Annotated in this window: 13 protein-coding genes; 8 read left to right on the plus strand and 5 right to left on the minus strand. The window is 74.3% G+C overall.

Features of this window, described 5'->3' with window-relative positions; all coding sequences use genetic code 11:
- Window positions 1–50 precede the first annotated feature (50 nt).
- The 6 genes from ACFWJO_RS05905 to ACFWJO_RS05930 all read left to right on the plus strand — a co-directional run bounded on the left by ACFWJO_RS05905 (window position 51) and on the right by ACFWJO_RS05930 (window position 11,650).
- On the plus strand, window positions 51–3,659 hold the full coding sequence (locus ACFWJO_RS05905) for a DUF4132 domain-containing protein (RefSeq protein WP_386863581.1): 3,609 nt from the start codon (window positions 51–53) through the stop codon (window positions 3,657–3,659).
- On the plus strand, window positions 3,656–4,759 hold the full coding sequence (locus tag ACFWJO_RS05910; protein WP_386863582.1) for an AAA family ATPase: 1,104 nt from the start codon (window positions 3,656–3,658) through the stop codon (window positions 4,757–4,759). Before ACFWJO_RS05905 ends, ACFWJO_RS05910 begins: the two co-directional genes overlap by 4 nt.
- The gene (locus ACFWJO_RS05915) at window positions 4,759–7,146 is read left to right on the plus strand and encodes a DUF5682 family protein (protein WP_386863583.1); all 2,388 of its coding nucleotides are present in this window, start codon (window positions 4,759–4,761) and stop codon (window positions 7,144–7,146) included. Before ACFWJO_RS05910 ends, ACFWJO_RS05915 begins: the two co-directional genes overlap by 1 nt.
- Window positions 7,143–8,291: a VWA domain-containing protein gene (locus tag ACFWJO_RS05920; protein ID WP_386863584.1), complete on the plus strand. Its 1,149-nt coding sequence runs from the start codon at window positions 7,143–7,145 to the stop codon at window positions 8,289–8,291. Before ACFWJO_RS05915 ends, ACFWJO_RS05920 begins: the two co-directional genes overlap by 4 nt.
- A complete protein-coding gene (locus ACFWJO_RS05925; RefSeq protein WP_386863585.1) occupies window positions 8,288–10,312 on the plus strand; it encodes a hypothetical protein in 2,025 nt (674 codons plus the stop codon). The genes ACFWJO_RS05920 and ACFWJO_RS05925 overlap by 4 nt, the downstream gene beginning before the upstream one ends.
- Before the next feature lie 78 nt (window positions 10,313–10,390).
- Window positions 10,391–11,650 (plus strand): MFS transporter, encoded by a 1,260-nt coding sequence (locus ACFWJO_RS05930; RefSeq protein ID WP_386863586.1) that lies wholly within the window; start codon window positions 10,391–10,393, stop codon window positions 11,648–11,650.
- Window positions 11,651–11,700: 50 nt separating this feature from the next.
- Here ACFWJO_RS05930 and ACFWJO_RS05935 read toward each other — a convergent pair whose 3' ends face one another.
- Both ACFWJO_RS05935 and ACFWJO_RS05940 read right to left on the minus strand, forming a co-directional pair.
- On the minus strand, window positions 11,701–12,372 hold the full coding sequence (locus ACFWJO_RS05935; RefSeq protein WP_386863743.1) for a 2-phosphosulfolactate phosphatase: 672 nt from the start codon (window positions 12,370–12,372) through the stop codon (window positions 11,701–11,703).
- A gap of 73 nt (window positions 12,373–12,445) precedes the next feature.
- Complete coding sequence (locus ACFWJO_RS05940) at window positions 12,446–12,658, minus strand: hypothetical protein (RefSeq protein WP_386863587.1); 213 nt, start codon at window positions 12,656–12,658, stop codon at window positions 12,446–12,448.
- 202 nt (window positions 12,659–12,860) lie between these two features.
- On the opposite strand from ACFWJO_RS05940, the gene ACFWJO_RS05945 reads away from it, so the two are divergent.
- Window positions 12,861–14,339 carry a glutamate-cysteine ligase family protein gene (locus tag ACFWJO_RS05945; RefSeq protein WP_386863588.1) on the plus strand — a complete coding sequence of 493 codons (1,479 nt, stop codon included), beginning with the start codon at window positions 12,861–12,863 and terminating at the stop codon, window positions 14,337–14,339.
- A gap of 125 nt (window positions 14,340–14,464) precedes the next feature.
- Window positions 14,465–15,061 carry a hypothetical protein gene (locus ACFWJO_RS05950; protein WP_386863589.1) on the plus strand — a complete coding sequence of 199 codons (597 nt, stop codon included), beginning with the start codon at window positions 14,465–14,467 and terminating at the stop codon, window positions 15,059–15,061.
- Window positions 15,062–15,094: 33 nt separating this feature from the next.
- On the opposite strand, the gene ACFWJO_RS05955 is transcribed toward ACFWJO_RS05950, so the two are convergent.
- The 3 genes from ACFWJO_RS05955 to ACFWJO_RS05965 all read right to left on the minus strand — a co-directional run bounded on the left by ACFWJO_RS05955 (window position 15,095) and on the right by ACFWJO_RS05965 (window position 18,483).
- Window positions 15,095–16,495 (minus strand): GH1 family beta-glucosidase, encoded by a 1,401-nt coding sequence (locus ACFWJO_RS05955; protein WP_386863590.1) that lies wholly within the window; start codon window positions 16,493–16,495, stop codon window positions 15,095–15,097.
- A gap of 138 nt (window positions 16,496–16,633) precedes the next feature.
- Window positions 16,634–17,539, minus strand: coding sequence for a carbohydrate ABC transporter permease (locus tag ACFWJO_RS05960; protein WP_386863591.1), 906 nt, complete (start codon window positions 17,537–17,539; stop codon window positions 16,634–16,636).
- Complete coding sequence (locus ACFWJO_RS05965) at window positions 17,536–18,483, minus strand: carbohydrate ABC transporter permease (protein WP_386863592.1); 948 nt, start codon at window positions 18,481–18,483, stop codon at window positions 17,536–17,538. The genes ACFWJO_RS05960 and ACFWJO_RS05965 overlap by 4 nt, the downstream gene beginning before the upstream one ends.
- Window positions 18,484–18,549: the final 66 nt, after the last annotated feature.

The following is an 18,549-nucleotide window of genomic DNA, read 5'->3' on the forward strand; positions in this document are numbered from 1 at the left end:
GCCGCTGGTTAGTGTGCGAGCAGTTGATCTCGTACACAAGGGGAGGGCCCGTGCGGCGTTGGGAGCATGCCGGTGACGGCTCGGCGAAGTTCTGGGAGGCCGGTGTCGACGGCGTGTCGGTGACGGTGCGCTTCGGGCGTGTCGGCACGGCGGGCCAGACCCGGGTCAAGGAGTTCGAGAGCGCCGACGCCGCCGAGTCCTACCTGGTCAGGACCATCGGCGAGAAGGAGCGCAAGGGATACGCCGCCGTCGGCGATGCCACCGGCACGCCCGCCGCCACGGGCGGCGGGCCCGCCCCGACGCCCGCCGGGACCGACGTCGCGGCCCCGCTCGCACGGCCCGACGAGGACACGTTCACGCTGCCCGCCGCATGGAAGCGGAACCTCCGCCCGCGGCGCGGCGGGACCCCCGTCACGGTCCGCCCGGTCGAGGAGCGGGGCGCCGCCCGCCTGAAGCGGTGGCGCACGCAGTTCACCGCGACCGTCGACCGCGCGCTCGACGCCGCCGAGAGCGACGCCGGCCTCGTCGACGCCGCCCGCGCCCACGAGACCGGCCGGCCCGACCCCAGGGGAGCCGCCGTGATCGCCTCCCTGTACCCGCACGAGGTGGACCGCGGCGCGCTCGCCGACGCCTGGGCCGACGCCCACGGCCTGCCGTTCGCCGCCTGCGCCGCCGTCGAACTCCTCGAGTGCCGTCGGCAGTGGAAGCAACGGCAGAACCTGACCACCGCCTTCGGCGTCGGCATCGCGCCGGAGCACGAGAACCAGTGGCAGCGCGCCATCGGCTACCTCACCCTCGACCGCGTCCGCGCCCTGCTCGCCGTCACGGACGACGACACCTACGCCGCCGCCGTCACCGCCCTCGCCGACCACCGCACCAGCCCCCGCCGCAAGGCCTCGGTCAGCTACCTCGTCCCCACCGAACACCACTGGGTCGAGGAGTGCCTGGCCGACACGGCCGTCCGCGAACACCCCCACCTGTGGGTACGGGACCTGCTGCTCTGCTCGGTGGGCTCCGCTTCCCACATCGCGGCCTACGGAGGACGCGTCGACATCGGATGGCGCGGCTGGACCGCCGCGACCGTGGCCACCGTCGCCGACGGCGTGGGCCCGGTGACGGCCCCGCTGATCGCGGCCGAGCTCAACCGGTCGTACATCGACGCCGAGGACACCAAGGCGATGGCCGGAGCGCTCGCCGAACTCCCCGTCGACGAGGCCTTCCAGGCCCTCCTCGACCGGCTCGACGACAAGCACGTACGGGCCGCGGTCGCCGCAGCGGCCCGCCGCTTCCCCGTCCGCGCGCTCCGGCTGCTCGCCACGACGGCGAAGGGCGCCGGCACGAACGCGGCCACGGCCCGCCGGATGCTCGCCGCACACGTGGCCGCCCACCAGCAGCTCGTGCTCGACGTCCTCGCGGAACTCCCCGCGGACGTCGCCGAGACCGTACGGCCGCTCACCGAGGAACCGGACCCGGCCGACGAAGCACCCCTGGATGCCCTGCCCGCGCTGCTCACCAGCCCGCCGTGGACCGTGAAGCGCACCACCGTGAAGCCGAAGGTGGTCGAAGGGCTCGTCCCTCCGGCCGTCTCCCGCATCGACTGGCTGCCCGAGGAACGGGCCGACTGGGCCCGCGCCGAGTCCTGGGTCAGCGGCTGGCAGCCGTACCAGCCCATGGAGAAGCTCGTCGAAGCGCTTCAGAAGGGAACCCTCCCGCACTGGCAAGCCGTCGGCGTGTTCACCCACGGCCCCGCCGAGGCCGTCCGGCCCCTGCTCGCCGACTGGAACGGCCTGGACCACTCGTACGACGGGGCGAACGCCTTCAAGCCGATGATCGCCGCCCACGAGCTGGCCGCCCTGCCGGCCGCGCTCCGCATGGCGACCCGTGAGCCCACCCACCTGGCCCCGATCCTGCTGCCCTTCCTCGACACCCGGGTGGCCCGGCTGATGGCGGACTGGCTGCACCGCCTCAAGACGGCCGGGCGCACCGCACGCGGCTGGCTCGCCCGGCACGGCGCGGACGCCGCCCGGCTGCTCGTGCCCGACGCGGTCGGCGCCCCGGGACCTGCCAGGACGGCCGCCGAAGGCGCGCTGCGGGCCGTCGCCGCCACTCACGGAGCGGACAGCGTGCGCACCGCGGCCAAGGAGTACGGCGAGGAGGCCGCCGCGGCGGTCGAGACCCTGCTCGCCTCGGACCCGCTCGTGACCGCCCTGCCCGCCCGGATGCCGAAGCCCGTCGCCTGGGCCGAGCCGCGGGTGCTGCCCCGGCCGCGCCTGCGGGACGGCGGCGCCGCCCTCCCCGCCCAGGCCGTCGGTCACGTCCTGACCATGCTCGCCGTCTCCAAGCCCGGCGCGCCCTACCCCGGCGTCGCCCGGGTGCGCGAACTGTGCACACCCGCGTCACTCGCCGAGTTCGCCTGGGCGCTGTTCGAGGAGTGGCGCATCGTCGGCATGCCGCCCAAGGAGGCCTGGGCACTGCACGCGCTCGGCTGGTTCGGCGACGACGACACCGTGCGCGCGCTGACCCCCCTCATCCGCGCCTGGCCCGGCGAAGGAGCCCACCAGCGCGCCGTCGACGGACTCGACGTGCTCGCCGCGATCGGCACCGACACGGCCCTCGTACACCTCCACGGCGTCTCCCAGCGGGTGAAGTTCAAGGCCCTCAAGCAGCGCGCCCAGGAGAAGATCGCCGACGTCGCGGCCGAACTCGGCCTGACCGGCGAGCAGCTCGCCGACCGGCTGGTGCCCGACCTCGGCCTGGACCCCGACGGCAGCACCGTCGTGGACTACGGCACCCGACGCTTCACCGTCGGCTTCGACGAGCAGCTCAAGCCCTACGTCCGTGCCGAGGACGGCAGCCGCCTCAAGGACCTGCCCAAGCCGGGCGTGCGCGACGAGACGGAACGCGCCACCGCCGAGCGCAAGCGGTTCATGACCCTCAAGAAGGACGTCCGGTCCGTCGCCGCCGACCAGGTGCGGCGTCTGGAGTCGGCGATGGTCGAGGGCCGCTCCTGGACCGGAGCGGAGTTCCGGCAGCTCTTCGTCGAGCACCCGCTGGTGTGGCACCTCGCGCGCCGGCTGGTCTGGCATGCCGAGCACGAGGGCCGCGGCCTCGCCTTCCGCATCGCCGAGGACCGGACCTACGCGGACGTGGACGACGAGACCGTGACCGTCGCGGACTCGGCCACCGTCACCCTGCCGCACCCGCTGCACCTCACGGACGAACTCGACGGCTGGGCCGAGCTGTTCGCCGACTACGAGATCGTCCAGCCGTTCCCGCAGCTGGGCCGGCCCGTGCACAGGGCGACCGAGGAGGAGGCCGCGGGCGCCCGGCTCACCCGGTTCGAAGGCGTCACCGTCCCCGTCGGCAAGCTCCTCGGCCTGCAGAAGCGCGGCTGGGAGCGGGGCGAACCCCAGGACGCCGGCACCGAGCGCTGGTTCTCCCGCCGGCTCGGCCCCGAGCGCCATCTCGTCATCGAGCTGGACCCGGGCATCGCCGTCGGCCTCGTCGGCGACTTCCCCGACCAGAAGCTGGACACCGTCTGGCTCGACAAGCAGCCCCGCGACCACTGGGTCTCCCGCGCCTACCCGCTGCGCTTCGCCGACCTCGACCCGGTGACCGTCTCCGAAATCCTCGCCGACCTCACGGAGCTGACCTCATGACCACCCTCCCCGAGCAGGAGCAGCGGCTGCAGCGCCCGCCCGCCGAGGTCCGCCACGCCGAGGAGCTGGCCGCCCTGCGCGCCGCCGACACCGACCCGCGCCCGCCGGGCTGGCAGCTGAGCCTGCGCGCCGCCCGCCGGTTCGTCATCGGCGACCACGAAGCGGGCATCAGCCGGAAGTTCGTCGGCGACACCGCGCTCGTCGAGCGTGCCCTGGTCACCCTGGCGACCAACCGCGGACTCATGCTCGTCGGCGAACCCGGCACCGCCAAGTCCCTGCTGTCCGAACTCGTGGCGGCGGCCGTGTCCGGCGACTCCACGCTGGTCGTCCAGGGCGGCGCCGCCACCACCGAGGACCACATCAAGTACTCGTGGAACTATGCCCTCCTCGTGTCCGAAGGCCCCTCCGAACGCTCGCTCGTGCCCGCCCCCATGCTCAAGGGCATGGCGGAAGGGCGCCTCGTCCGCTTCGAGGAGATCACCCGCTGCCCGCTCGAAGTGCAGGACTCCCTGCTCTCCCTGCTCTCCGAACGAGTCGTCGCCGTACCCGAGCTGGAGGGCCCGCAGGGCATGGTCTTCGCCCGGCAGGGGTTCAACGTGATCGCCACCGCCAACACCCGCGACCGCGGCGTCAACGAGATGAGCGCCGCCCTCAAGCGCCGCTTCAACTTCGAGACCGTCTTCCCCATCACCGACCTCGACACCGAGATCGCCCTCGTCGAAGCGGAGGCCAGCGCCCTGCTGCGCCGCTCGGGCGTCACCGTGGCACCCGACCGGGAGGTCCTCGAAGTCCTCGTCACCACCTTCCGCGAACTGCGCTCCGGCGCCGCCCACGACGGCGGCGGCACCGACCGGCTCTCGGCCGTCATGAGCACCGCCGAGGCGGTCTCCGTCGCCCACGCGGTCGGCGTCCGCGGCTGGTTCCTGCGCGGCGAGCCCGGCGACGCGGCCGACGTCGTCACCTGCCTCGCGGGCACGGCCGCCAAGGACAGCCCCGAGGACCTGGCCCGGCTGCGCCGGTACCTGGAGCAGCGGGTCGCCGGGCGGCGCGGCGCCCAGTGGAAGGCGCTGCACGCGGCCCGGCACCTGCTGGCGGGCTGATGACCGTCACGTACCTCGGCGTGCGCCACCACTCACCCGCCTGCGCCCGCCTCGTCGCCCGCGCCATCGAGGAACTGCGGCCCGCGCACGTGCTCGTGGAGGGCCCGTCCGACCTCAACGGGCGCCTCGACGAGCTGCTGCTCGGCCACGAGCTGCCCGTCGCCGTCTTCAGCCACTACCGCGACGCGGAGCGGGCCGCGACCTCCTGGACCCCGCTGTGCGACTACTCGCCCGAGTGGATCGCCCTCACGCGGGGCCGGGCCGCCGGGGCCGAGGTCCGGTTCATCGACCTGCCCGCCTGGCACCCCGCGTTCGAGGGCCGCGCCAACCGGTACGCGGACGCCGAGGCGCGCTACGCCGACGCCACCGCCCGGCTCTGCCGCCGCTTCGGCGTGGACTCGGTGGACGCCCTGTGGGACCGGATGGTCGAGGCCGACCCGGACGCCGCCGACCTGACGGCCCGCCTGGAGACGTACTTCGACGTCGTCCGCGGCGACACCGAGGCCGACGCGCCGGACCGGGCCCGCGAGGAGTACATGGCCTCGTGGGTCCGCGCGGCCCGCGCCGCCGCCGGCGACCGGCCGGTCCTGGTGGTCACCGGCGGGTTCCACCGCCCCGCGATCCGCCGCCTCGCCGAACGACCGCCCACCGACGGCCCGGACACCGAGGGACACGACCGGACCTGGCCCGAGGTGCCCGCCGCGCCCGAGGACGCCGTCACGGGCAGCTTCCTCGTGCCCTACTCCTTCCGGCAGCTCGACGCGTTCGCCGGCTACGAGTCGGGCATGCCCTCGCCCGCGTACCACCAATGGCTGTGGGAGGACGGCCGGGAGGCGGCCGGCGACCGGCTCGTGCGGTCGGTCGTCGGCCGCCTGCGGGCCCGCGGCCATCCCGTGTCGACGGCCTCCCTCGTCGCCGCACGAACCTCGGCGCTCGCGCTCGCGGCCCTGCGCGGACACCCCGGCCCCGCCCGCCTCGACCTGCTCGACGCGCTCGCCGGAGCGCTGGTCACGGAGGCCCTCGACGAGCCGCTGCCCTGGACCCGGCGCGGCCCGCTGCGGCCCGGATCGCACCCGGTCGTGGTGGAGATGGTGGCGGCGTGCGGAGGCGACCGGGTCGGCGGACTCCACCCGGACACCCCCGTCCCGCCGCTCGTCCACGACGTGACGGCCCGGCTCGCCGCCCTCGGGCTCGACACCGGCCGGCCCGTGACGGTCCGCCTGACCGAACCGTCAGGGCGCGAGCGCAGCCGCGTCCTGCACCGGCTGCGCGTGCTCGGCGTCCCCGGACACGAGCGGGTCTCCGGGCCGTCACACGGCACCGATCCGGTCGTCGAGGAACGCTGGGAACCCCGTCCGCCGGCGGGCCGCGAGGCCGCGCTGATCGAGGCCGGCGGCTTCGGTGCCCGGCTCGACGAGGCGGCCGTCGTGGCCCTCGGCGACCACGCCACGGCCGCCGGAACCGACTGCGGACGCCTGGCCGAGGTCCTGTTCGACGCGGTGGCGTGCGGCGCGACCGAGCTGGCCGGGCCCCTGATCGCCCGGCTGCGGTCGGGCCTCGCCGGGGCCGCCCGGCCGGGCCCGCTGGGCACGGCCCTCGCCACCGCGCTCGGCCTCTGGCGACACGACCGCGTCTACGGCGTGGCCCGCGCCCCGCTGCTGGGCGCCGTCGTCGACACCGCCGTGTCCCGCGTGCTCTGGCTCGTCGAAGGCACCGGCGGCGCGACGGCCTCGACCGGCCCCGACCGCGAGCGGCTGCGCGCCCTCGCCGCGGTCCGCGACGCCTACCTCCACGCCGACACCCTCCTCACCGTGCCGCGCGAGGCCGCCGTCGACGTGTTCCGGCGCGTCAGCCGCGACCCCCTGGCGCCCCCGGACCTGCGGGGCGCGGCCTTCGGACTGTGCCGCGTCCTGGACACGGCACAGCACACCGCCGGCCGGGGCACCGACGCCGGCACCGGCGACGACACGGTCACCCGGCGGCAGGCGCCGGAACACGCCGAACCCGCCGTCGCCGTACGGGCCGTCAGCGAGCCGCGCGTCCTCGGCGACTGGCTCGCCGGTCTCTTCGCCGTCGCCCGCGAAGAGCTCGGCGCGACGCCGGGGCGGCGCGGGCCGCTCGTCGCGGCCCTCGACGAGCTCGTGGCCGCCATGACCGACACCGACTTCCTCGTCGCCCTGCCCTCCCTCCGGGACGCCTTCGCCTACTTCCCGCCCGCGGAACGCGAGCAGATCGCCGCCGGCCTGATCGAACGCCGCGGGCTGCGCGGCTCCTCCCGCGCCCTTCTCCGCACCACCGCCGACCCGCTGCTGATCGCACGCGCACGGGAACTGGAGGACCACGTGTCACGCACCCTCGACCGCTTCGGCCTCGGAGCCGGCCGATGACGCCTCGGAACGCCATCCCGGCCGCCGACGAAGGCCTCGAGCGGTGGCGGCTCATCCTCGGCGCTCCCGCCGAGCGCCACACCGGGCCCCTCGGCGCCACCGCCGCCGCCCGGGACGCGGCCCTCGACTGGCTCTACGGCCGAGACGCCGAGCAGGCCCGTCGAGGAGTGCGCGGCACCGGCCGCGAGGGCGGCGACGGCGCCTCCGCCGTGACGCCCGTGGACTGGCTCGACGACATCCACCGCCTCTTCCCCTGCGAGACCGTGGAACGCCTCGAACGGGACGCCGTCGAGCGCTACGAGATCCACGAGATCGTCACCGACCCGGCCGTCCTCGAACGCGTGGAACCCGACCAGGCGCTCCTCAAGGCGGTCCTGCGCACCAAGCACCTGATGAACCCCGAGGTGCTGCGCCTCGCCCGCCGCATCGTCGAGACCGTGGTGCGGCGCCTCATGGAGCGGCTCACGCCCGAGGTGCGCCGCTCCTTCACCGGCACCCGCTCGCGCCGCCCCAGCCGTCTCGCCCTCGCCCGCGACTTCGACTTCCACGGCACCGTCCGAGCCAACCTCGCCCACTACCTGCCCGAGGAGCGCCGGCTGCTCATCCAGCGGCCCCGCTTCCACTCCCGCACCCGCCGGCACCTGGAGCAGTGGCAGCTGATCCTCCTCGTCGACCAGTCCGGCTCCATGGTCGACTCCGTCATCCACTCCGCCGTGACGGCCGCGAGCCTGTGGGGACTGCCCGGACTGAAGACCCACCTGGTCGCCTTCGACACCTCCGTGGTCGACCTGACCAGCGACGTCACCGACCCCGTCGAGCTCCTCATGCGGGTACAGCTCGGCGGTGGCACGGACATCGCCCGCGCCGTCGCGTACGGCACCGGGCTCGTCGACAACCCGCGCCGCGCCATCGTCGCGCTCGTCACCGACTTCTACGAGGGCGGCGACGCCTACCGGCTGGTGCGCGGCGTCCGCGCGCTCGTCGAACAGGGCACCACCGTGCTCGGACTCGCCGCCCTCGACGAGGAGGCCCGGCCCGCCTACGACCGGCAGACCGCCCAGCGCCTCGCCGACGCGGGCGCGCACGTCGGAGCCATGACACCCGGTCAGCTGGCCGAGTTCGTCGCGGAGAGGCTCGGCCGATGACCCGAACCGACCTCCTCGCCCTGGACACCACCACCCTCGCCGCGCTCACCAACCGCGGACTCGTCAAGCGCGCCGCCAAAGACCTCGACGCCGGCGCGGGCGCCACCGTCACCACCGGCCCCGAGGGCGCCCTCACCGGCGCCTTCCCCGACGGCACCACCGTCTCCCTCGCCCCCGCCGCGGGACTCGACCAGGGCGTGTGCAGCTGCGGCGCGCCCGGCGTCTGCCGCCATCTCCTCGGCCTCGTCCTCGCCCACCAGAGAGCCCACACCCTCCCTCCGCGGACCGGCGACGGCGCCGGTGAAGGCGACGCCGACGGCACCGAACCGGACACACCACCGCAGCCATGGCAGCCGTGGTCCCCGGGCGCCACCGACGACGAGACCCTGACCGCCGCCATAGGCGCCCGCGCCATGGCCACCGCCCGCCGAACCCTGGCCCGCGGCTACACCGCACGCCTGCGCCACCCCACGCCCGACGACCCCGCCGCCGTCGCCGAACTCCCCACCTGCACCGTCCGCTTCCCGGTACGGGACGGCGTTGCCCATGCCGTCACGGACGCCGCCGACGCCCTGCGTGGCGAGTCGGTCGCGCTCGCCGTGTGGGCGTTCCGCGCCGCGCTCGAGGCGAGCCCCGGCGCCCCGCCGCACCAGGTCGACGTCGGCGGCCGTACGGTCACGGCGGCCCGCGGCGCCGCCCTGGCCTCGGCCGGCTCCCTCGCGGCCGAACTGCTCCTTGACGGCGCCGCGCACACCGGCCCCGTCCTCACCGCCACCCTCGGCCGGATCCGCGACGAGCTGTCCGCGGCCGCCCTGCACTGGCCCGCGGGCGTCCTCACGGACATGGCCGTCCAGGTCGGGCAGTACGCCGAGCGCGGCGCCCGCTTCCGCGCCGAGGAGCTGGCCGCGCTGCTCGCCGAGCTCGACGCCCGGACCCGGGCCGGCGGCGGAGGACTCGCCGAGGCCCAGGTCCTCGGCACCGGAGAGCGGGGCGACACCCCGCTGCGCCGCATCCGGCTCACCGCCCTCGGCTGCCGCGTCTCCGGCACACCGGCCGACCGCACGGCGGAGGTGTTCCTCGCCCACGGCGGAGCCGGCATCGCCCTGGTGCTGCGCCGCCGTTGGGCCCTGGCCGAAGGCCAGGAGCCGGCCGGACACGACCTGGCCGCACGCCGCCTCCTGGGCACCACCCTGCGCGCCGTCGCCACCGGCAACCTGGTCAGCGAGAGCGCCTCCCGCACACCGGGACGCACCGTCACCATCGGCGGCGGCAGACTCGCCGCCACGAGCGTCACCCCGGTCGGCGCGTCCTGGGCCGAGCTCCCCGAGCCGCTGCTCGTACGGGACTTCGCCGCCCACGCCGCGGCACTGCGCGAGCTGCCGCCCCGCTTCCTCCGCCCCCGTATCGAGGCCGACACGGTCCGCGTGGTCGAGATCCACGCGGTCGAGGACATCGGCTACGACCCGGCCCGCCAGCAGCTCACCGCGACGGTCCGCGACGCCCACGGCACACCGGCCACGGTGGCCGCGCCCCACAACCCGTACGCGCCCGGCGGACTCGACCTGCTCGCCGCCGCCCTGCGCGGCGAGCACGGCGTCCCGCGCCACCTCAGCTGCGCGGTCCGCGCCGCGGGCGACGGCCTCGTGCTCGACCCGATCGCGGCACTCACCGGCGACGGCGTGCTCGTCCCCGACCTCGCGCCCCCGGCCCCCGCGTCACGCCTCGCCCCGACCTCCCACCCCGTACCGGGCGACCCGGTCACCGCCGCCCTGGAATCCGGCCTCACCGCCCTGTCCGCCGCGACCGTCCACGGCCTGCGCCGGCTGCCCGAAGGCGCCCGCACGGCCCTCGACGACGCGGCGGCCGGCCTGGCCCGCATCGGCCTCACCACCGCCGCCGCGCACCTGCGCGCGATACCGGCGGCCCTGACGGCCGAGGGCCCCGAGGCGACCGTACGGCTCTGGCTCGACGCCGAGCTGTACCTCCTCACCGCCCAGGAGCTGCACGCCCGTACCGCCTGAACGGCCGACCGGGGGAGCCGACCGCCACCCCGGTGCGCCGACCGCTCCCGCCCGGGCGACGGGGTTACGGTCGGCGCCATGCGCGATCACGGAGACGGCGGCGGCGACCAGGACACGGGCGGCGGGCGTGATCGTCAGGGATGGCTGCGGTGCCTGCTCGCCGGCGCGGTGTTCGTCGTCTGCATGGCGGGCACCACGCTGCCGACCCCGCTCTACCCGCTCTACCAGCAGGAATACGGCTTCTCCGAACTGACCGTCACCGTCGTCTACGCGGTGTACGCCTTCGGCGTCATCGGCGTGCTGCTCCTCGCCGGCAACGCCTCCGACACCGTCGGCAGACGCCCGGCCCTGCTGTGCGGCCTCGGCTTCGCGGCGGCGAGCGCCGTGTGCTTCCTGTCGGCCGACGGCCTGACCTGGCTGTACGCCGGACGGCTCCTGTCGGGCCTGTCGGCTGGCCTGTTCACCGGCGCCGCCACCGCGTACGTCATGGAACTGGCCCCGCCCGGCGGCGCCTCCCGCGCGACGCTCGTGGCCACCGCCGCCAACATGGGCGGACTCGGCTGCGGGCCGCTGCTCGCCGGGCTGCTCGCCGAGTACGCGCCCGAACCGCTCCTCCTGCCCTTCGCCGTCCACCTCGCCCTGGTCGCCGCCTCCGTCCTCGTCCTGCTGAAGCTCCCGGAAACCGTCACCGACCGCCGGCCCCTCTCGACCGTACGACCGCAGCGCCCCGCCCTGCCGCCGCAGGTGCGGGCCGTGTTCGTGCCCGCGTCGATCGCCGCGTTCGTGGGCTTCGCCCTGTTCGGGGTGTTCACGTCGGTCAGCCCGGCGTTCCTCGCCCGCTACCTCCACGTGGACAACCACGCCGTGAGCGGTCTCGTCGTGGCGATCGCCTTCTTCGCCTCCACCGCGGGACAACTCGCCGTCGGCCGCGTCGGCGTCGCCCGCTCCCTGCCGCTCGGCTGCGCCGTCCTCTTCACCGGCCTGGTCCTCCTGGCCGCGGCGCTGTACACCGACCAGCTGGCCCTCGTCGTCCTCGCGGCCCTCGTCGGCGGCACCGGTCAGGGCCTCGCCTTCCGCGCCGCCCTGTCCGCCGTCGCCCAGGCGGCACCGGCCGACCGCCGGGCGGCGGTGATCTCCACGCTCTTCGTCGTCGCCTACACCGGAATCTCCATCCCGGTCATCGGCGTCGGCCTCCTCGCCGACCCGCTCGGCCTGGAAGGAGCGGGCCTCGTCTTCATCGCCTGCATGCTCACCCTGATCGTCCCCGCGGCCGCGTACCTCCTGCGCCGCCCGGTCCGCGAACCGGGCGACGCCCGACGAGACGAGCGAGCGTCCTAGGGGGTGTCTCGAGGGCGCCCCGACACTCCGTAACTCCGTGGCGACCGGTCCTACGCGTCGGCGTCCGTGACCGGCCGGAGCACCATCAGCGGTCCCTCGCGCCGTGCCACCATCGCGAACCCGAAGCGGTCGACCTCCAGACAGAGGTCGACGTCCCGCTCGTGCACCGCCCGGTGGTCGCCCCGCACGCCCGTGGCCAGCTCGTGCGCCGCGCGGGACTCCCGTGCCCGCCGCACGTACGGCTCCGCGTCGACACCCGGCCCCCTGCGACGCCGCTCGGCGATGTACTCGGCACAGGCCCGGTCCTCGTCGGCCAGGCCGTCCTCACCGGTGACGACGAAGGTCACCGGGCCGGTCACGCTCCGCAGCGCCGCGGCCGTCGCCCCCGCCACCACGAAGCCCGCGCACAGCACCAGATCCGCGTCGGCGACCGCGAGCGCGCCGACGGTTCCCGCCGTTGTTTTCTGCACCACCGTGCGGCCGGACAGATCCGCCGCACCGATGTGCCCCGGCGAGTTCACGGCGTCGAAGCCCTCCGCCGGCGCGCCGTCCTTCAGCGCCAGCCAGCCCGGCCGGTCCGCCTTCAAGGCCAGCGCCTCGTCCGCCGACGCGGCGAGCACGATGCGCTCCGCGCCCCGCGCGAAGGCCCACGCGGCCACGGTGAACGCGCGCATCACGTCGACGACGACGGCCACCCGGGGCACGTCCGTCAGCTCCGGTATGCCGAGGAAGCGATGATCCGGCGTGTCGCGCTCCCCGGGCCGCGGCGCAGCCGTCTCACCGGCCCCCGCGGTCTCACTCACCGCCGCCGTCCCGTCCGCCGTCACCCAGCCTGTTCGGGTTCGACGTGCGGCTCGCGCGCCGCGCGCCCCGTACGAGTTCGCCCGCGCCCAGCGTCACCGCGGCCACCGCCCGCACCCAGCGCGGGCCGCCGCGCGCGGCCCAGACCACGCAGACGCACCCCGCGAGCGCCAGCACGAGGACACCGCTCAAGATCAGCACGACCATGCGTGCTCCCCCCTCATCGCCGTTCATGTTCCCTGGTCGCCGCCATTGTGGCAGTCCGGCCCCTACAGGCGGGCCCCTGCCTGCCCCGTCAGGGGGGCGCACGCGCGGGCCCGCCCGGGCGCGGGCGGCGCGAGGGTGGCACGCTGAAGGGAGAAGGATCCGCTCCGACGAGAGTCCCTCCGACGCGAGCCCTGGAGGATCCATGGGACGTGACGTCCCGGCGCTGACGTTCACCCGTGACGACCGTCGCCGGTTCCGCGACAGGACGCACGCCTGCCTCGACGTCTTCGCCCGGCTGCTGCGGGAGTCACGCTTCGACACCGAGCGGCCACGCGTGGGCCTGGAGATCGAACTCAACCTCGTCGACGAGACGGCCCGGCCCGCCATGCGCAGCGCGGAGGTGCTCGAGGCCATCGCGGATCCCGCCTGGTCGAGCGAGCTCGGCCGGTTCAACCTGGAGATCAACATCCCGCCCCGCCGGCTCACCGCGGGCGGCCCCGACACCTGGGAAAGCGAGATCCGCGACGCCCTGAACCACGCCGAGGCCAGGGCCGCCGCCATCGGCGCGCACCTGGTCATGATCGGTACCCTCCCGACCCTCGAACGGGAGGACGTGAACCGCGACGCCCTGTCCGAGAACCCGCGCTACCACCTCCTCAACGACCAGATCTTCGCCGCACGGGGAGAGGACCTCCTCATCGAGGTCGACGGCGTGGAACGGCTCCGCACCTACGCGGACAGCATCACGCCGGAAGCGGCCTGCACCAGCACCCAGTTCCACCTCCAGGTCGCACCCGAGGAGTTCGCCGCCCACTGGAACGCCGCCCAGGCCGTCGCCGGCGTCCAGGTCGCACTCGCCGCGAACTCGCCCTTCCTGTTCGGCAAGGAACTGTGGAGCGAGACCCGGATCCCGCTGTTCGAGCAGGCCACCGACACCAGGCCGGACGAGATCCGAGTCCAGGGAGTCAGACCCCGGGTGTGGTTCGGCGAACGCTGGATCACGAGCGTCTTCGACCTCTTCGAGGAGAACACCCGCTACTTCCCGGCACTCCTGCCGCTGTGCGACGACGAGGACCCCGAGAAGACCCTCGACCGCGGCGAGATCCCCCACCTCGCCGAACTCACCCTCCACAACGGCACGATCTACCGCTGGAACCGCCCTGTCTACGCGGTCGTCGACGGCGTCCCGCACCTCCGCGTCGAGAACCGCGTGCCGCCCGCCGGACCGACGGTCGCCGACGTGATGTCGAACGGCGCCTTCTACTACGGCCTCGTCCGCGCCCTCGTCGACGAGGACCGGCCCGTCTGGTCCCGGATGTCCTTCGCCGCCGCCGAGGAGAACCTCCACGCGGCGGCCCGCCGCGGCATCGACGCCGAACTCTTCTGGCCCGGAACCGGCCAGGTGCCCGCGACCGAACTGGTCCTGCGCCGACTCCTCCCGCTCGCCCACCGGGGCCTGGAGACGCTCGGCCTGGACGCCGGCTGGCGCGAACCGCTCCTCGGCATCGTCGAACAGCGCTGCGTCAGCGCCCGCAACGGAGCCGTGTGGCAGTCGGAGACCTTCCACCACCTCCACGACATCGCCCACCTGGACCGGCCCGCGGCCCTGCGCCGCATGACCCTCCAGTACATCGACTTCATGCACCTCAACGCCCCGGCCCACACCTGGCCGGTGGAGTGACCGCCGACCGGCTGACCGACTGACCGGCTGACCGGCTGTCCGGCTGTCAGTGCCGGATGGCACAGTGGGAACCCGCCGGGTCCGGTACGGGACCGGCCCGGCGGGCACGAGAGGAGCCAGGGGCCTTGGGGGACTACTTCGAGCGGGTCGTCGACCTGGAGGTCACACAGGAGGAGGCGGGCGAGGCGGCGGCACGGGCGATCGACTGGCTCGTCGCCGAGGGCGTCGTGACCCGCGAGACCGACGCCGACCGCATGTACAGCCTCTACGCGGACGAGGGCCACCTGCCCGGCCCCCGCTGGGCCGAGGCCGTCGTGCACGACGGCTGGGAACCGGGCCCGCTCGCCGTCGTCACCGGCCGCCACCACCACGTGGGCGGCCAGGGCGAGGACGACGCGGAGTACGCGGTCTGCCCGCACTGCGCCACGCGCACCACCTTCATCGACTACCCCGCCTCCTTCGAGCCCGACGAGACCGTCTGGGCACCGTTCCGCGCCGCCGTCGAGGCCTGGGAGGCGACCGGCGCCGGCGAGGCCACGCTCGCCACGTGCGGCACCTGCGGCGCCGCCTCACCGGTCACCGACTGGCAGTGGCCCGACGAGTACGCGCTCGGAGCGCTGACCTTCGAGTTCTGGGGATGGCCGCCGCTCTCGGACGAGTTCGTCGCCGAACTCACCGATCGGCTGGGCCACCGCACGGCCCGCCACATGGGCAAGTTCTGAGAACCCGCCGCCTGCCCGCGGCCCCCTCCACGGTCAGGCCGGCAGCCCTCCCCGCGCGATGACGTCCGCGTACCAGCGGGCGCTGTCCTTGAACGTCCGGCGCTGCGTCGCGAAATCGACATGGACGACGCCGAACCGCTTGCTGTAGCCGTAGGCCCATTCGAAGTTGTCGAGCAGGGACCACAGGAAGTACCCGCGGACGTCGGCCCCGTCCTCGATCGCGCGGTGCACGGCCGCCAGATGGGCGTGCAGATAGGCCACCCGCTCAGGGTCCTTCACCTGCCCCGAGGGGTCGGCGTAGTCGTCGTACGCGGCGCCGTTCTCGGTGACGACCAGCGGCACGCCCGGCAGCTCGTCCCGCAGCCGGACGAGGAGTTCGTGCAGCCCGTCGGCGTCGACCGGCCAGTCCATGGCCGTCCGCGGGCCGGGAACGGGAACGAAGCGCACGTGCCGCTCCGCGCCCGCCCACGGCGAGGGCGACTCCGAGCTGCCGGCCGCGACGGCGGTGGGGGAGTAGTAGTTGATGCCGAGCGAGTCGACGGGGGCGGACGCCGTCCGAAGGTCCCCGTCCTGGACGAAGGCCCAGTCCGTGACCGCCGCGGTGTCGGCGACGAGGTCCTGAGGAAGCCTGCCGTGGAAGACCGGGTCGAGGAAGATCCGGTTGCCGACGGCGTCGATCCGACGGGCCGCGTCCATATCCTCCGGCGCGTCGCTGTGGGCCCGTACCGCGTGGAGGTTGAGCGTGAGCGACACCTCGGCCGGCTCGGGGAGCGCGGCGCGCAGCGCCTGCACGGCCAGGCCGTGGGCCAGGTTGAAGTGGTGGGCGGCCCGCAGCGAGTCGACGGCGCTGGTACGGCCCGGCGCGTGCACCCCGTTGCCGTAGCCGAGGAAGGCCGCGCACCAGGGCTCGTTGAGGGTGGTCCAGGTCGCGACGCGCTCGCCGAGCGCCTCGGCCGCGAGGCCCGCGTACTCGGCGAAGCGGTACGCGGTCTCCCGCTGCGGCCAGCCGCCCGCGTCCTCCAGCTCCTGGGGCAGGTCCCAGTGGTAGAGGGTCGCCACCGGGCGGATGCCGGCCTCACGCAGCTCGTCGGTGAGCCGCCGGTAGAAGTCCAGACCCTTCTGGACGGCAGGGCCCCGGCCGGTCGGCTGGACGCGCGGCCACGCGATCGAGAAGCGGTAGTCGGTCACGCCGAGCCGCCGCATCAGCGCGACGTCCTCGCTCAGCCGGTGGTAGTGGTCGGCGGCGATGTCGCCGGTGTCGCCGTTGCGGACCTTGCCCGGCGTGCGGCTGAAGGTGTCCCAGATGGAGGGGGTACGGCCGTCCTCGGCGGCGGCACCCTCGATCTGGTACGCGGCGGTGGCGGTGCCCCAGCGGAACCCGGCCGGGAACCGGAGCGACGCGGTGGCGTCAGGACGTGTCTCGAGCACGGTCATGAGCAGGGAACTCCCAGGAAGGTGAGCGGATCACGAGACAGAAGAAGACGAGACAGAAGAAGACGAGAGAGGAGAGGACGAGAGAGGAGAAGACGAGAGAGGAGAAGACGAGAGAGGAGAAGACGAGCGGGCGGAGGATCAGCCCTTGACCGCGCCCTGCATGATCCCGCCGACGATCTGGCGGCCGAGCAGGCCGAAGACCAGCAGCACGGGCAGGGTGCCGAGCAGGGTGCCCGCCATGATCACGGACTGGTCGTTCACGTACCCGCCGCCGAGCTGCCGCAGAGCGACCTGGACGGTCGGCTCGGACGAGGAGAGGGCCACGACAGGCCAGAAGAAGTCGTTCCAGGCGGCCATGAACGTCAGCAGGCCGAGCACCGCCATGCCGGGCCGGGCGATGGGCACGACGATGGACCAGAAGATCCGCGCCGTGGAGGCCCCGTCGACCCGGGCCGCCTCGATCAGTTCGTCCGGCAGCGACTGCACGAGGTACTGCCGCATGAAGAACACGCCGAAGGCGGAGACCAGTCCGGGCAGGATGACGGCCTGGAGCTGGTTCACCCACTGCAGCTCGGCGATGAGCATGAAAAGCGGGATGACGCCCAGCTGCGGGGGGATCATCATCGTGCCGACGGTGATCCCCAGCAGGGCCCCGCGGCCGCGGAAGCGCAGTTTGGCGAAGGCGAACCCGGCGAGCGTGCAGCACAGCACCGTTCCCAGGGTGATCGAGCCCGACACGACGAGGGAGTTCAGCAGCGCCTTGCCGATGTCCGCCTCCTCCACCACCGCCTCGAAGTTCCGCAGGAGGTTCGGGCCGGGCAGAAGGGCCGGCGGCACCTGGGCGAGGTCGGCGTTGGACCGGCTCGCGGCGACGACGGTCCAGTAGAACGGGAACGCCGAGACGAGCACGGCGACGACGAGGAACGCGTACGCGAGTTTCCCGCCCCGCATCGTGCGCCCGGCGCCCGAGCGGCGACGGCGTGGGCTCCTGGCGGGCGCGTCGGGGGCCGGACGGCTGAGCGGCGGATCGGCGAGCGCGGTCATCGGCCGGCCTCCTTGCGTGAACGGCGCCGTGCGATCGCGGCGTTGACGCCGACGACCAGCAGGATCAGCAGGAACATCACCCAGGCGATGGCGGCGGCCCGTCCCAGGTGGAAGAAGCCCCAGCCCTGCTCGTACAGGTAGAGCCCGAGCGTCTGGTACTGGTGCGAGATGCCGCCCGAGACGGAACCCTCGAAGAGCAGCGGCTCGCCGAACAGCTGGGTCGCGCCGATCGTGGAGACGACGACCGTGAAGACGATGGTGGGCCGCAGTCCGGGCAGCGTGACGTGGAAGAACTGCCGCCACCGCGACGCCCCGTCCATCTCCGCGGCCTCGTACAGCTCGTGCGGGATGGACTGCATGCCCGCCAGGTAGATCAGCGCGTTGTAGCCGGTCCAGCGCCAGATGACGATGGACGAGACGGCGATCTGGGAGGCCGTCGTGCCGGTCTGCCAGTCGACCGGCCCGATCCCCACGAGCCCCAGGACGTAGTTGACGAGACCGAAGTCGCGGCCGAAGAGCTGCGCGAAGACGAGGGTGGCGGCGGCGACCGAGGTCGCGTACGGCAGCAGCATCGCGGTACGGAAGAAGGTCCGCCCGCGCAGCTTGTAGTTGAGCAGGTGCGCGAGGCCGAGGGCCATCACCAGCTGGGGCACGGTGGACAGCACCCCGATGGTGAAGGTGTTGCGCAGCGAGGTCCAGAAGAACGTGTCGCCGAGCAGCGCGGCGTAGTTGCCGAGCCCGCGCCACTCCATGTCGCCGGGTGTCTGCAGCTCGACCCGGTACAGCGACACGAACGCCGTGTAGAGGAGGGGGAAGAGCCCGAAGGCGGCGAACAGGGTGAAGAAGGGGGCGATGTAGGCGTACGGGGAGACCTTCTGCCACGCGCGCCGTGCCGCGGGCGGACGGCTCGGGGCCAGGGGTCTCGTGGGTGCGGTCAGGGTCACGATGCGGCCCTTCGGGAGGTGTCGGTGCCTGGGGGAGTGGCCTCCGGCCCGGTCCGGCGGCGGGGC

Origin of the sequence: Streptomyces sp. NPDC127092, assembly GCF_042722475.1 — a bacterium.
Lineage (GTDB): Bacteria > Actinomycetota > Actinomycetes > Streptomycetales > Streptomycetaceae > Streptomyces.